At 48.3% G+C, this 14,512-nt stretch carries 9 protein-coding genes, 1 tRNA gene and 3 rRNA genes; 10 read left to right on the top strand and 3 right to left on the bottom strand.

The features are described 5' to 3' along the window. Position 1 precedes the first annotated feature (1 nt). Complete coding sequence (gene ccmB, locus NFHSH190041_RS18830; protein ID WP_261923229.1) at positions 2-688, bottom strand: heme exporter protein CcmB; 687 nt, start codon at positions 686-688, stop codon at positions 2-4. Positions 689-700: 12 nt separating this feature from the next. Next, positions 701-1,351: a cytochrome c biogenesis heme-transporting ATPase CcmA gene (ccmA, locus tag NFHSH190041_RS18825; protein WP_261923228.1), complete on the bottom strand. Its 651-nt coding sequence runs from the start codon at positions 1,349-1,351 to the stop codon at positions 701-703. A gap of 324 nt (positions 1,352-1,675) precedes the next feature. Here ccmA and NFHSH190041_RS18820 point away from each other — a divergent pair, with 324 nt between their 5' ends. Then, a complete protein-coding gene (locus NFHSH190041_RS18820) occupies positions 1,676-1,969 on the top strand; it encodes a c-type cytochrome (RefSeq protein WP_261923227.1) in 294 nt (97 codons plus the stop codon). Positions 1,970-2,029: 60 nt separating this feature from the next. Here NFHSH190041_RS18820 and ccmI read toward each other — a convergent pair whose 3' ends face one another. Further along, entirely contained in the window at positions 2,030-3,292 is a 1,263-nt protein-coding gene (gene ccmI, locus NFHSH190041_RS18815) for a c-type cytochrome biogenesis protein CcmI (protein WP_261923226.1), read from the bottom strand. 393 nt (positions 3,293-3,685) lie between these two features. Here ccmI and NFHSH190041_RS18810 point away from each other — a divergent pair, with 393 nt between their 5' ends. The 9 genes from NFHSH190041_RS18810 (at position 3,686) to NFHSH190041_RS18770 (ending at position 14,492) form a co-directional block, all read left to right on the top strand. Continuing rightward, positions 3,686-5,659 (top strand): heme lyase CcmF/NrfE family subunit, encoded by a 1,974-nt coding sequence (locus NFHSH190041_RS18810; RefSeq protein ID WP_261923225.1) that lies wholly within the window; start codon positions 3,686-3,688, stop codon positions 5,657-5,659. Between the two features lie 14 nt (positions 5,660-5,673). Next, positions 5,674-6,246, top strand: a complete 573-nt coding sequence (locus NFHSH190041_RS18805; RefSeq protein WP_261923224.1) for a DsbE family thiol:disulfide interchange protein — start codon at positions 5,674-5,676, stop codon at positions 6,244-6,246. After that, the gene (gene nrfF / locus NFHSH190041_RS18800) at positions 6,246-6,725 is read left to right on the top strand and encodes a heme lyase NrfEFG subunit NrfF (RefSeq protein ID WP_261925178.1); all 480 of its coding nucleotides are present in this window, start codon (positions 6,246-6,248) and stop codon (positions 6,723-6,725) included. Before NFHSH190041_RS18805 ends, nrfF begins: the two co-directional genes overlap by 1 nt. After that, the gene (locus tag NFHSH190041_RS18795) at positions 6,722-7,288 is read left to right on the top strand and encodes a TlpA disulfide reductase family protein (protein WP_261923223.1); all 567 of its coding nucleotides are present in this window, start codon (positions 6,722-6,724) and stop codon (positions 7,286-7,288) included. Before nrfF ends, NFHSH190041_RS18795 begins: the two co-directional genes overlap by 4 nt. 475 nt (positions 7,289-7,763) lie before the next feature. Further along, positions 7,764-9,306, top strand: a 16S ribosomal RNA gene (locus NFHSH190041_RS18790). 281 nt (positions 9,307-9,587) lie between these two features. Beyond that, positions 9,588-12,480 (top strand): 23S ribosomal RNA (locus NFHSH190041_RS18785). A gap of 104 nt (positions 12,481-12,584) precedes the next feature. Further along, positions 12,585-12,700, top strand: a 5S ribosomal RNA gene (gene rrf, locus NFHSH190041_RS18780). The 16S, 23S and 5S rRNA genes sit together here with 1 tRNA gene alongside, the layout of an rRNA operon. 12 nt (positions 12,701-12,712) lie before the next feature. Then, positions 12,713-12,789, top strand: a tRNA-Asp gene (locus NFHSH190041_RS18775). Positions 12,790-13,199: 410 nt separating this feature from the next. Next, positions 13,200-14,492 (top strand): CinA family nicotinamide mononucleotide deamidase-related protein, encoded by a 1,293-nt coding sequence (locus tag NFHSH190041_RS18770; RefSeq protein WP_261923222.1) that lies wholly within the window; start codon positions 13,200-13,202, stop codon positions 14,490-14,492. Positions 14,493-14,512 lie beyond the last annotated feature (20 nt).

Below are 14,512 nucleotides of genomic sequence, written 5' to 3'. Positions count from 1 at the left end.
TTTAGTTTGTACTCACTCTAAGAGACGCACCTATTGCGATAGGAGCTAAAGTTAACGAACCAACCAGCATTGCAGCAATAATGGCAAGCTGACCATCGTAAGGCAGATTCATCCCTGCAGCATCGATTGCACTGGTGGCAAAAATCAATACCGGAATATAAAGCGGTAGGATCAGCAGGCTGAGTAGTACCCCTCCTTTACGTAGCCCTACCGTTAGTGCAACACCAATAGCACCAAGTAAACTCAGTACAGGCGTGCCTAATGCTAATGTCGAGATCAGCGCACCGTAACTATTGCTCTCAAGGTGCAGCAGAACCGCTAATAGCGGGGCAACGATAATTAATGGCACACCGGTTAATAACCAATGGGCTAACACTTTAGCCAACACCATAATGGGTAATGGCTGTGGGCTGAGCATCATTTGCTCCAATGTGCCGTCTGCATAATCCGCTTTAAATAACCGCTCTAAAGACAACATGGATGCCAGCAGTGCCGCAACCCAAATAATGCCTGGTGCCACGCGAGTTAATACCTGTGGCTCTGGACCTATCCCCAGCGGAAACAGGGTGACAACCATAATGAAAAACAAAAGCGGATTGAAAATATCACCGCGGTGGCGGATTGCGATTTTTAAATCCCGTTTCAGCAGGGTAATAAATGCCTGGCTGTAGCTGATACCTCTTTTCATTCTCCAGGCCCCTTAATCAAAACTGTACTGCAGACGAATTTTGCGTAGGCGGTCATCGGTGATCACCCCCATATCCTGATGCGTCGTGAGGATGACGCAACCACCAAGATCTGCATGGCGAATAAACAGTTCTTCCATCTCTTTTACACCGCGTTTATCAATGGCAGTAAAAGGCTCATCGAGGATCCAAACTTTACTATTGGTATGCCACAGTCTTGCCAGTGCTGTTCGACGATGCTGTCCCGCCGACAAATGTCCCGCTAGAGCATCTTCAAAACCGCTTAAATTGACTTTAGCGAGGATCCCGCGGATGTCTGCATCATCGTAGCCGCTGACTCTTAAATTGAAATTAAGGTTCTCTTCTGCGGTTAATTCGCTTTTGACGCCGGGTAAGTGGCCGAGATAGAGCAAATCCTGATTATATTCATCCCGGCAACGCCCAATAACTTCACCGCGGTAGAGTACGTCGCCGCCATAGGGACGAGACAAACCGGCAAGGATGCGCAGCAGGCTAGTTTTACCTGCGCCATTTGGCCCTTCAATTTGGACGATATCGCCTTCATGGATGTCAAAACTCAGCTCATCAAACAGGATCCGCTCTTCACGGATACAGGTCAGACTGCTTGCTGATACCAGAGAAATTGCTGTTTTCTGCGTCGCCACTGCGTCCTCTATCTCAAGCAGAAAAGAAACTCAAGCGATACTAACACAGCCGCAAACAGGGGTTTACCATTGATTAGATTAATGTGTCAGCAATTTGATGTGGTTCCAAGAAAAATGCTTTTTTGGGAACTTTTTTAAATATGGTTAATGTAGCCCAATCCCAGGGCTGGCGCGGGTTTTCTTTGAATAATGTAAGTGGAATATCACAAAAAGGTGAGTTTTTTTGATATTTGTTGTAATCTTCTGATGCTGTTTAAACATCTGCCGTATAACAATTATTAATCGGCGAAGAGCTTGTCAGTATTAACATTAGGAACAAAAAACATGAAAAAACTGTTAGCGATGACTGCAGTAGCTGCATTGACTATGTCTGCAAACGTGTTTGCTCAGGATGGAGAAGCTGTTTACCAAAAAGCCTGTCAGGTTTGTCATTCTATGGGTGTTGCCGGTGCGCCTAAGGCTCATGACGCCGCCGCTTGGAAGCCGAAATTGGCTGCTGGAATGGATGCCTTGATTAAAACAGTTAAAACCGGAAAGGGCGCTATGCCTCCCGGTGGAATGTGTACTGACTGCAGCGATGAAGATTACAAAAAAGCCATTGAGTTTATGTCTAAGTAAATGGCCTAGCTGCAGCAATAAAAAAACCGGCCTGAGCCGGTTTTTTTATATTTACATCATTTACTGCACGACTGAGTCCAGTACTAGCGTGGCGGTATCACCAACAGGAACCAGCGGCAAAATACCCTGTAAATCGCCTGGCTGAGGTCTTACGCTGCCATGCTTAGACAATACGGCAATGATCTCAACATTTTTGGCATCGCTGAGTTTCTGGCTACCCCCCATTGAGGTGGTGTTATCCAGTACGACTTCGGCTGGTAAGGCTTTAGCACTAATTTTAGTCGCAGCTAGCGGAACCTTGTCACCATCGGTAGAGCGGGCAAACACAAACAGCATATCTGTTGGGCCTACTTTTTCTTTTAATTCTGGTGAGATGGATACATTAATTGTCACTTTCTTATCATTGGCGATCACACCTGCATGATTGGCATCATGGGGCATAGCTGCTTCGCCGTTTTCGGCGGACATACGCATCTTTGCTGTGTCGATAGCATTGATGATGGCGCTGCGGTCATAATCATTGCTTTCATTGCTTAAGATAGTCTGCCATGCATTGATTGCTGCTTGATAATCTGCAGTGTAAAACGCGTTCATACCGATCAACAGTTGGGTTGATGGGTCTTTAGGATCCAGTTTTAACGCTTCATCAACCAGAGCCTGAACTTCCGGTGTCATCGTCTGGTTATTTTTGTAGTAAATGGCCGTTGCTTTTGGACCCAGCAGTTCGGCATGGGGGCCAACTAAAGCGATCACTTTATCAAACGCTTTGACGGCATCGTCATAACGGTTGGCAGAAATATAAGCATGTCCTAGGTTAAACCACGCTTGGCTGTTGTCAGGTTGCATATCTACCTGACCTTTCAACATAGCAATTTCTTGATCCAGCAACTGCTCTGGGGACATGCCAGCATGAGGATTAGCGCCCTGAGGACTATCGAGCAGCGGCAGTTCTTTATATGCACCTAACTGAAGGTAAGCGAACCCGGCAATCGCGATAACCGCAACGGACATGATTGCTGGCCACAAGATCCCTTTAGGTTTCGCTTTATGGCTGAGAGACTCGTCTTCGCCCTGTTTCATATCCTGCAGCAAGCTGATTTCCAGCTCCTGCTTCAGTGAGTCGAATTCTGTTTGATCCAACAGCCCTTCTTGCAGTTCTTTTTCCAATACCGCCAGACGCTCATTGAACAATTCCATGTTAGTCTGATTGCGGACTCCGGCTTCTTCAGCGCGGATAAGCTTCTGTTGACGGAAATGGGGAAGCCAAATCAGCAGTAAGCTGACCAACAACACAAGCGCAATAAAAATCCAGAATGTGGCCATTATTTCTACTTCACGTTAGGTTATAAAACGCGGCAACACCGCAAAGTTTAGTTTCGGGATTATACGGAAAGCTGATTCATTGAACAGTAATATAACCGGTAAACTAAGTGTAAAGAACAGAGTTGGGGACTGGTTCACAGATTAAAAGTTCATGGAAAAATAATTGAAACTTAATGCTGTCAACAGAGTCAGATTCCCGGCTCAAGGGCTGTCTGTATCTGGGCTCAGCACGTGTAAAATCGGAGAATGAGACAAGTCACCCAGAATTGTTCTAAAGCAGCAGACAGGAACTATAGCAAATACTAAAATGACCAAAAAATTAACGCTCCATTGTTGTTCATTGATCGGTTGAGCTCCGTATCAACTGTTTAACTATGAGACTGAGGAACCCCCATGATCCCAGAACTTGGACACTTCTCATTGATCATAGGATTGGCATTTGCCTTCCTGTTGGCCAGTGTGCCCTTGATCGGAATAGCGCGTAAAGATCAATATCTTGTACGTTATGCCTGGCCGTTAAGCTATGGCATGTTTTTCTTCATATTGATGTCCGTAGTGGCGCTGGGTTACAGCTTCGCAACGGATGATTTCTCTGTGGCTTATGTTGCCCACCACTCCAACTCACAACTGCCTATCTTCTTTAAGATAGCAGCCGTGTGGGGCGGCCATGAAGGTTCGTTGCTGTTCTGGGTGTTCTCCCTGTCAGCTTGGGCTGCGGCGGTCGCATTATTCAGCAAAGGTTTAGAAGAGGTCTTCACTGCCCGGGTACTGAGTATCCTCGCGATGATCACTATCGGCTTTACCCTGTTTATGCTGCTGACTTCCAGTCCGTTTGCGCGTTTGTTACCGGTGCCGATGGAAGGGCGGGATTTGAACCCGATGCTGCAGGATGTGGGGCTGATTTTCCACCCGCCAATGCTGTATTTGGGCTATGTTGGTTTCTCTGTCAGCTTCGCATTTGCAATTGCGGCACTGATGAGTGGCCGGCTTGATTCTGCTTGGGCTCGCTGGAGTCGTCCATGGACCTTGGCGGCTTGGGTATTCCTGACCGGCGGTATCGCATTAGGCTCTTGGTGGGCATACTACGAGCTAGGCTGGGGTGGTTGGTGGTTCTGGGATCCAGTTGAAAACGCCTCCTTTATGCCTTGGCTGGTCGGCACGGCTTTGGTGCACTCCGTCATTGTAACTGAGAAGCGTGGGGCATTCCGCAACTGGACTGTACTGCTGTCTATCTTTGCGTTCTCCCTGAGTCTGCTGGGGACCTTTATTGTCCGCTCCGGGGTTCTGACCTCTGTACACTCATTTGCTGCTGATCCAAGCCGCGGTATGTTTATTTTGCTGTTGTTAGGGTTAGCTATCGGTGGATCTTTGATGCTATTTGCCTTCCGCGCTAGCGAAATGGCCAGCCCTGCTCGTTTTGAGCTGAAATCAAAAGAAACAATGCTGTTGATCTGCAACGTATTACTGACTGTTGCGGCGGCGACTGTATTGCTGGGTACCTTGTATCCACTGCTGATTGACGCCCTGAACATGGGTAAGATTTCTGTTGGCCCACCATACTTCAACGCAGTATTTGTACCGATTGCACTGGTGCTGTTTGTGTTTATGGGTATCGGTCCGATTATCCGCTGGAAAAAAGCCAAGCAAGGCGAAGTGATGCGTCAGGCTATGGTGCCAGCCATTATTGCCATTGTTGTCGGCCTGGCAGTGCCATTCCTGTTTGATGGTAAATTTAATGGCTGGGTATTGTGTGGTATCGCGACCGCAACTTGGGTTGTGCTGATGACACTGCGCGCTGGCTACAACATTGTTAAGCCAAAAGCAGATGCTCAGGTTAGCTTTGCCCGACTGGGGCGTAGCCAAGTGGGGATGTTGTTGGCTCACCTTGGTATTGCCATGTCGATTGTGGGTGCCACCATGGTGTCCAACTACTCACTAGAGAAAAGTGTGCGTATGGGCCCTGGGGTATCTCAGGAACTGGCCGGTTACACCTTCAAGTATCTGGAAACAAAAAATGTAGTAGGGCCTAACTACACCGCGAAGCAGGGACAGGTTGAAGTGTATAAAGGCAATGACTTTATCACGCTACTGAAACCTGATCGTCGTCAGTACAATGTCCGCACCATGGATATGACTGAAGCCGGCATTGACTGGGGCTTTACCCGTGACCTTTATGTCACCATGGGTGATCCAGTTAGTGCGACAGAATTTGCTGTACGGCTGAATTATAAGCCTTATGTCCGTTGGATTTGGTTTGGCAGTATCTTTATGATGATCGGCGGTATTTTCTCTGCATCGGACAAACGTTACCGTGTGCGACAAAGTGCCAAAGAATCTGCGGCTGACAATGCCGCTGCCACTGCGTGATGGGTGACTGATTAATGACTAGTAAAAGAAGACTGATCCTCTTTATTCCGCTGTTAGTCTTTCTTGGGATGGGGGTATTCCTGTTCAAAGGATTATTCCTTAACCCAGAAAAACTGGATTCAGCACTGACAGGAAAGCCGTTGCCGGCTTTCCAGCTGGAGCGACTGGAAAATCAAGGTGAGATCATCACCAACAAAGATTTGATTGGTAAAGTGGCTTTGCTGAACTTCTGGGCGACCTGGTGTCCTAGCTGTCGTTACGAGCATCCGTATCTGATGCAGCTTGCTCGCCAGAAAATTTTGCCTATCTACGGTATTAATTATCGTGATGAGCGGGGCCCTGCTGTAATGGATCTGGCCCGTGAAGGCGATCCGTACACACTGAATATCTATGATAAAGACGGACGTCTTGGTCTGGATATGGGCGTGTATGGTGCACCAGAAACCTTCTTGATCGACAGTAAAGGCATTATTCGCTTCCGCTATGCCGGGCCTGTTGATCAACAGGTATGGACTGAGATCTTGTTGCCTAAAGTTCAGCAGCTGATGGCGGAAGCTGACGCAGCGAAAAAGGATGGTGCAGCATGATCGCCAAATTATTAAAGCTAGTAGGTGCCGCTACTGTGGCATTGGTATTAGCAACCAATGCTTTTGCTTCGCCGATTGATACCTATCAGTTTAAAAGTGAGGCCAATGAGCAGCGCGCGGTTAGCTTAGCCACATCACTACGCTGTCCTCAGTGTCAAAACCAAAACTTGGTGGATTCCAATTCTCCCGTTGCCCGCGATTTACGCCTTGAGGTGTATAAGATGGTTGATGGGGGAAAAAGTGATGCTGATATCATCAAGTTCATGACTAGTCGTTATGGCGAATTTGTGTTGTACATGCCTCGGGTTGAGACAAAGACTTATATTCTCTGGGGTGGGCCTATCGCCCTGTTTGTGATTGGTTTGCTGGTCGTAGTGTTCTTTGTCCGGCGTCAGCGTGGTGATGTCACCAAACCAGTACAACTCAGCGAAGATGATCAGCGTCAATTGGATGAACTGCTTAAGCGGGACAAACAATGAACATTGCGATAAAGGCAATACTGGTGCTGTCAGTGCTGGGTGCGGGAGCGGCTTTGGCCTATCCGGGTATGCAGCCGCAAGCGCAGCAACAGGCGGTATCCACAGTTGATAAAGTACAGCTGCTACCCAAAGCGTATCCTATCGAAGCGATTCCGTTTCAAGGGGCGGATGGTCAGTCAGTTAATTTTAGTCAGTATAAAGGTAAGGTCGTCATGGTAAACATGTGGGCGACCTGGTGTCCTCCCTGTGTCAGGGAGCTCCCCTCATTGGATAAGTTGGCGCATAAATTTTCTACTGACGATTTTGTTGTATTGCCAATCTCTATCGATGCCCAAGGACAGAAACAGGTGCAACCATTTCTGAAGTCTCTGGGGATGGAGAACTTCCACTCTTTTTATGATCCTAAACAGCATTTAGGACAGGTGTTTCCTCTGGACTATATACCTGCCACCTTTATTCTGAATAAGAAAGGGGATTTAGTTGCGTTTGTACGTAGCTATGTTGATTGGAATGATCCTAAAGCGCTCACACTGATTAATAATCTGATAGAGCAAAAGAGTTAATTTGCTGGTTTTGTTGTTTTTATAAACACAAAATGGGTAAAAAGGCCGTTATTGTTGAAAAACTCAGCATGCGGCCTTTTTTCTTTAAAAAAGCTCTTGCGCAAAAAAATAAGCTGCCTATAATGCGCCTCCATCGACACGGCACAACGCGCTTCCAGCGGTTGTTGAAGTGAAGATTCACTCACTTGCTAAGGCAATGAGTGACGCGAAAAACATTTGAAAAAATGCTTGACGCGACAACAGGAAAGCGTAGAATACGCAGCCCTGACCCGGTGAGAAACAGCATCGGTTGCTCTTTAACAATATAAACAGACAAGCAAATCTGTGTGGACATTCGCAGATGTTGATGAGGTCGACAAAGACTTTTATCAATGAACGAAGTTCGCGCAGCATGCAAATGCAGTCATTGCCTTAATGGGTAATGATGCAAAGACAGAATTCATTGAGCAGAACCTTCGGGTTCAACCAAAACTTTTAATTGAAGAGTTTGATCATGGCTCAGATTGAACGCTGGCGGCAGGCCTAACACATGCAAGTCGAGCGGTAACAGGAAGTAGCTTGCTACTTTGCTGACGAGCGGCGGACGGGTGAGTAATGCCTGGGAATATGCCGAGATGAGGGGGATAACAGTTGGAAACGACTGCTAATACCGCATAATACCTACGGGTCAAAGCAGGGGACTTTCGGGCCTTGCGCATCTTGATTAGCCCAGGTGGGATTAGCTAGTAGGTGAGGTAAAGGCTCACCTAGGCGACGATCCCTAGCTGTTCTGAGAGGATGATCAGCCACACTGGGACTGAGACACGGCCCAGACTCCTACGGGAGGCAGCAGTGGGGAATATTGCACAATGGGGGAAACCCTGATGCAGCCATGCCGCGTGTGTGAAGAAGGCCTTCGGGTTGTAAAGCACTTTCAGCGAGGAGGAAAGGTTACTGGCTAATATCCAGTAGCTGTGACGTTACTCGCAGAAGAAGGACCGGCTAACTCCGTGCCAGCAGCCGCGGTAATACGGAGGGTCCGAGCGTTAATCGGAATTACTGGGCGTAAAGCGTGCGCAGGCGGTTTGTTAAGCGAGATGTGAAAGCCCCGGGCTCAACCTGGGAACCGCATTTCGAACTGGCGAACTAGAGTCTTGTAGAGGGGGGTAGAATTCCAGGTGTAGCGGTGAAATGCGTAGAGATCTGGAGGAATACCAGTGGCGAAGGCGGCCCCCTGGACAAAGACTGACGCTCATGCACGAAAGCGTGGGGAGCAAACAGGATTAGATACCCTGGTAGTCCACGCCGTAAACGATGTCTACTCGGAGTTTGGTGCCTTGAGCACTGGGCTCTCAAGCTAACGCATTAAGTAGACCGCCTGGGGAGTACGGCCGCAAGGTTAAAACTCAAATGAATTGACGGGGGCCCGCACAAGCGGTGGAGCATGTGGTTTAATTCGATGCAACGCGAAGAACCTTACCTACTCTTGACATCCAGAGAATTCGCTAGAGATAGCTTAGTGCCTTCGGGAACTCTGAGACAGGTGCTGCATGGCTGTCGTCAGCTCGTGTTGTGAAATGTTGGGTTAAGTCCCGCAACGAGCGCAACCCTTATCCTTACTTGCCAGCGGGTCATGCCGGGAACTTTAGGGAGACTGCCGGTGATAAACCGGAGGAAGGTGGGGACGACGTCAAGTCATCATGGCCCTTACGAGTAGGGCTACACACGTGCTACAATGGTCGGTACAGAGGGTTGCCAAGCCGCGAGGTGGAGCTAATCCCAGAAAGCCGGTCGTAGTCCGGATCGGAGTCTGCAACTCGACTCCGTGAAGTCGGAATCGCTAGTAATCGTGGATCAGAATGCCACGGTGAATACGTTCCCGGGCCTTGTACACACCGCCCGTCACACCATGGGAGTGGGCTGCACCAGAAGTAGATAGCTTAACCTTCGGGAGGGCGTTTACCACGGTGTGGTTCATGACTGGGGTGAAGTCGTAACAAGGTAGCCCTAGGGGAACCTGGGGCTGGATCACCTCCTTACCTAAGCGACACATTACGCTGTTGAGTGTTCACACAGATTGCCTTGTCTGGCAACATTGACTCCTTAGTTGAGTTGATGACGTTCTTTAACAATTTGGAAAGCTGATAGTAGAAACAAACCTCTCTTTTTAAGAAAGGCTTTGTTAATACAAAATTGAGTTCTCAAACACTTTAATCAAGTAAATTGAGTATTCTAATCAAGGCGTTGTGATTCGAAAGAATTACAATTATCAAACCAGCAAGTTGCAATGCAACCTGAATGAAACTCATTTGGGTTGTATGGTTAAGCGACTAAGCGTATACGGTGGATGCCTTGGCAGTCAGAGGCGATGAAGGACGTGTTAATCTGCGAAAAGCTGTGCTTAGCCGATAAAAGGCACTTGAGGCACAGATGTCCGAATGGGGAAACCCGGCACCATAAGGTGTCATCATATACTGAATACATAGGTATATGAGGCGAACGAGGGGAACTGAAACATCTAAGTACCCTTAGGAAAAGAAATCAACCGAGATTCCCCAAGTAGCGGCGAGCGAACGGGGACCAGCCCTTAAGTCTTCAGGGTGTTAGTGGAATAAGTTGGAAAGCTTAACGGTACAGGGTGATAGTCCCGTACACGAAAACTAACTGAAGATGAAATCGAGTAAGGCGGCACACGTGATATGTTGTCTGAACATGGGGGGACCATCCTCCAAGGCTAAATACTCCTGACTGACCGATAGTGAACCAGTACCGTGAGGGAAAGGCGAAAAGAACCCCTGTGAGGGGAGTGAAATAGAACCTGAAACCGTATACGTACAAGCAGTGGGAGCGGTTCTTGAGACCGTGACTGCGTACCTTTTGTATAATGGGTCAGCGACTTACATTTAGTAGCGAGGTTAAGCGAATAGCGGAGCCGTAGGGAAACCGAGTGTTAACTGCGCGTTTAGTTGCTAGGTGTAGACCCGAAACCCGGTGATCTAGCCATGGGCAGGTTGAAGGTTGAGTAACATCAACTGGAGGACCGAACCGACTAATGTTGAAAAATTAGCGGATGACTTGTGGCTGGGGGTGAAAGGCCAATCAAACCGGGAGATATCTGGTTCTCCTCGAAAGCTATTTAGGTAGCGCCTCGCACGAATACCATTGGGGGTAGAGCACTGTTAAGGCTAGGGGGTCATCCCGACTTACCAACCCTTTGCAAACTCCGAATACCAATGAGTACTATGCGGGAGACAGACAGCGGGTGCTAACGTCCGTTGTCAAAAGGGAAACAACCCAGACCATCAGCTAAGGTCCCAAAGTTATTGCTAAGTGGGAAACGATGTGGGAAGGCTTAGACAGCTAGGATGTTGGCTTAGAAGCAGCCATCATTTAAAGAAAGCGTAATAGCTCACTAGTCGAGTCGGCCTGCGCGGAAGATGTAACGGGGCTAAGCAATACACCGAAGCTATGGGTACTAGCACTTGTGCTAGTGCGGTAGAGGAGCGTTCTGTAAGCGGTTGAAGCGGAAGCCGTAAGGCACCGTGGACGTATCAGAAGTGCGAATGCTGACATGAGTAACGATAAAGGGAGTGAAAAACTCCCTCGCCGAAAGACCAAGGGTTCCTGTCCAACGTTAATCGGGGCAGGGTGAGTCGACCCCTAAGGCGAGGCCGAAAGGCGTAGTCGATGGGAAACGGGTTAATATTCCCGTACTTCTGCTAACTGCGATGGAGAGACGGAGAAGGCTAGGCCAGCACGGCGTTGGTTGTCCGTGTTTAAGATGGTAGGCAGTGTGTTTAGGCAAATCCGGACACATAATGCTGAGAATTGATGACGAGGTGCTACGGCACTGAAGTGGTTGATGCCATGCTTCCAGGAAAATCTTCTAAGCTTCAGGTTAGTAGGAATCGTACCCCAAACCGACACAGGTGGTCGGGTAGAGAATACCAAGGCGCTTGAGAGAACTCGGCTGAAGGAACTAGGCAAAATGGTACCGTAACTTCGGGAGAAGGTACGCTCCTGTTGGTGATGAGACTTGCTCTCTAAGCTGACGGGAGTCGCAGATACCAGGTGGCTGCAACTGTTTATCAAAAACACAGCACTGTGCGAACTCGCAAGAGGAAGTATACGGTGTGACGCCTGCCCGGTGCCGGAAGGTTAATTGATTGGGTTATCTTCGGAGAAGCTCATGATCGAAGCCCCGGTAAACGGCGGCCGTAACTATAACGGTCCTAAGGTAGCGAAATTCCTTGTCGGGTAAGTTCCGACCTGCACGAATGGCGTAATGATGGCCACGCTGTCTCCAGCCGAGACTCAGTGAAGTTGAAATTGCGGTGAAGATGCCGTATACCCGCGGCTAGACGGAAAGACCCCGTGAACCTTTACTATAGCTTGGCACTGAACATTGACCCTACATGTGTAGGATAGGTGGGAGACTTTGAAGCGGTGACGCCAGTCATCGTGGAGTCAACCTTGAAATACCACCCTTGTAGTGTTGATGTTCTAACTCTGGCCCCTGAATCGGGGTTGAGGACAGTGCCTGGTGGGTAGTTTGACTGGGGCGGTCTCCTCCCAAAGAGTAACGGAGGAGCACGAAGGTTGGCTAAGTACGGTCGGACATCGTACGGTTAGTGCAATGGCATAAGCCAGCTTAACTGCGAGACAGACACGTCGAGCAGGTACGAAAGTAGGTCATAGTGATCCGGTGGTTCTGAATGGAAGGGCCATCGCTCAACGGATAAAAGGTACTCCGGGGATAACAGGCTGATACCGCCCAAGAGTTCATATCGACGGCGGTGTTTGGCACCTCGATGTCGGCTCATCACATCCTGGGGCTGAAGTCGGTCCCAAGGGTATGGCTGTTCGCCATTTAAAGTGGTACGCGAGCTGGGTTCAGAACGTCGTGAGACAGTTCGGTCCCTATCTGCCGTGGGCGTTGGATGATTGAGGGGAGCTGCTCCTAGTACGAGAGGACCGGAGTGGACGAACCGCTGGTGTTCGGGTTGTCATGCCAATGGCATTGCCCGGTAGCTACGTTCGGAATCGATAACCGCTGAAAGCATCTAAGCGGGAAGCGAGCCCCAAGATGAGTCATCCCTTAGACCTAGAGTCTACTGAAGGGCCGTCCGAGACTAGGACGTTGATAGGCAGGGTGTGTAAGCGTTGTGAGGCGTTGAGCTAACCTGTACTAATGACCCGAGAGGCTTAACCATACAACCCAAAAGGGTTTTGTTGGAAACCTTGATAGAATAATCAAGACTTGATTGAAGTTAGAGAACGAGAAAAAAAAGCAGCTTTCTAGATTGTACAGAATTTGCTTGGTGACAATAGCACTGTGGTCCCACCTGATCCCATTCCGAACTCAGAAGTGAAACGCAGTCGCGCCGATGGTAGTGTGGGGCTTCCCCATGTGAGAGTAGGTCATCGCCAAGCGCCTAATTTAGTGGAGCGGTAGTTCAGTTGGTTAGAATACCGGCCTGTCACGCCGGGGGTCGCGGGTTCGAGTCCCGTCCGCTCCGCCACTTACATCGAAGCCTCGTCAGAAATGACGGGGCTTTTTTGTATTTGAAATTTAGTTCAAAAGCTCAGTTGCTTAGTCTTTCTATCACAAATTTTCCGTTATTTTTTCTAAATTGCTCTAAAGAGTCTTATTGGCAAGGTAAGCCGTTTGTTAAGCATTCGAAATACACCATTGTTATAAGCTTTATCCATAAAAACTCCCGTTTTAAGCAAGTAAGTATTTTCTTTGTGTTAGCTCTTTTGCTCCTCATTTCCTTTATTTATATCAGCGACGTATTTTCTGCTGCAAAAAATGGCATCTTGATCTTTATATTGTTTAATTATTTCAATATATCAGCTAATTAAAAGCTGGAGTCAAATGATCCTTACGCAGATACTGAAAGTATTAGCAGGGAGTGGAATGGAGAAATTGATGAAATTAGAAATGATTTGTACCGGTGAGGAAGTGTTAGCCGGGCAGATAGTCGATACCAATGCTGCTTGGTGCGCTGACAGATTATTGTCAGAAGGCATTGAAATGCAAAGACGTTTAACTGTTGGTGATCGTCTGGAAGATTTAGTGGCAGCGTTTCAGGAACGTAGTCATCATGCCGATGTCATTTTGGTAAATGGTGGTCTTGGGCCGACGACTGACGATCTATCTGCTCAGGCAATGGCTGAAGCAAAAGGAGAAGCTTTGGTCGAAAATGCTCAGTGGCGGACAAAGATGGAAGATTGGTACACCAAACATCAGCGCACGATGCCAACGAGTAATCTTAAACAGGCCATGCTGCCTGCATCAGCTGTGATGGTTGATAATCCGGTGGGTACTGCCTGTGGTTTCCGGGTTAAATTAAATCGAGCCTGGTTGTACTTTACCCCTGGTGTGCCTTTTGAATTTAAGCACATGGTGGAAGAGCAATTTATCCCTTTTTTGCAGCAAGAGTTTCAGCTTGGGGAGCCGACTCGAGTTGAAAAATTGCTGACATTGGGTCAAGGCGAGTCGAATCTGCAAGATATACTGTCAGCTTGTCACTTACCTGATGGTATTACTTTGGGTTACCGTTCTTCGATGCCTTATATCGAAATCAAGCTGTTTGCTCGCGGTCAGCAGGCAATTGCCGCACTAGCAGCTATCACTAAACAGGTGAAAATCTTGCTGGGTGACGCCTTGGTTACGGCGCACTATTCTTCACTGGCTGAAGCTGTCCACCATTTATTATTAGAAAAGCAACAGACGTTAAGTATTGCTGAGTCATGTACTGGCGGTATGTTGACCAGTCAATTGGTGGCGTTCCCCGGTAGCTCTGCTTACCTGCAGCAGGGGCTGGTTACCTATAGTAATGCTGCAAAGATGAAGTTATTGGCAGTCCCTGAGCTGACATTGGCACAGCATGGTGCGGTCTCCCTAGAAACTGCGGCGACAATGGCTTCTGGTGTAAGGGGGCTACTGGATGCCGATTTTGCATTGGCAACCAGTGGTATTGCTGGCCCAGATGGTGGCAGTACTGAAAAACCGGTAGGAACAGTCGCAATATCATTGGCTACCAGGCAGGGCGTGCACTGCCAGATGATTTTGCTCTCTCGCCGCACTCGGGAACAGATCCGCCAGATGAGCTGTGCTGTCGGTTATGACATGTTGCGACGGGCATTGCTGGCATTACCTGTGATTGCTGATTATGGTTATATTACCCGGACAGCAGAGAGGGATTTTCCTGCTGAGTAAATAGGATAAATCAACAGTAA

It is taken from the genome of Shewanella sp. NFH-SH190041, from assembly GCF_024363255.1.
Lineage (GTDB): Bacteria > Pseudomonadota > Gammaproteobacteria > Enterobacterales > Shewanellaceae > Shewanella.
This window is presented reverse-complemented; position numbering and strand designations above follow the sequence as displayed.

Coding starts and splice junctions, on each gene's coding strand:
- ccmB (WP_261923229.1), bottom strand. CDS start 688: ATGAAAAGAGGTATCAGCTACAGCCAGGCATTTATTACCCTGCTGAAA.
- NFHSH190041_RS18795 (WP_261923223.1), top strand. CDS start 6,722: ATGAACATTGCGATAAAGGCAATACTGGTGCTGTCAGTGCTGGGTGCG.
- NFHSH190041_RS18770 (WP_261923222.1), top strand. CDS start 13,200: ATGAAATTAGAAATGATTTGTACCGGTGAGGAAGTGTTAGCCGGGCAG.
- ccmI (WP_261923226.1), bottom strand. CDS start 3,292: ATGGCCACATTCTGGATTTTTATTGCGCTTGTGTTGTTGGTCAGCTTA.
- NFHSH190041_RS18820 (WP_261923227.1), top strand. CDS start 1,676: ATGAAAAAACTGTTAGCGATGACTGCAGTAGCTGCATTGACTATGTCT.
- NFHSH190041_RS18805 (WP_261923224.1), top strand. CDS start 5,674: ATGACTAGTAAAAGAAGACTGATCCTCTTTATTCCGCTGTTAGTCTTT.
- NFHSH190041_RS18810 (WP_261923225.1), top strand. CDS start 3,686: ATGATCCCAGAACTTGGACACTTCTCATTGATCATAGGATTGGCATTT.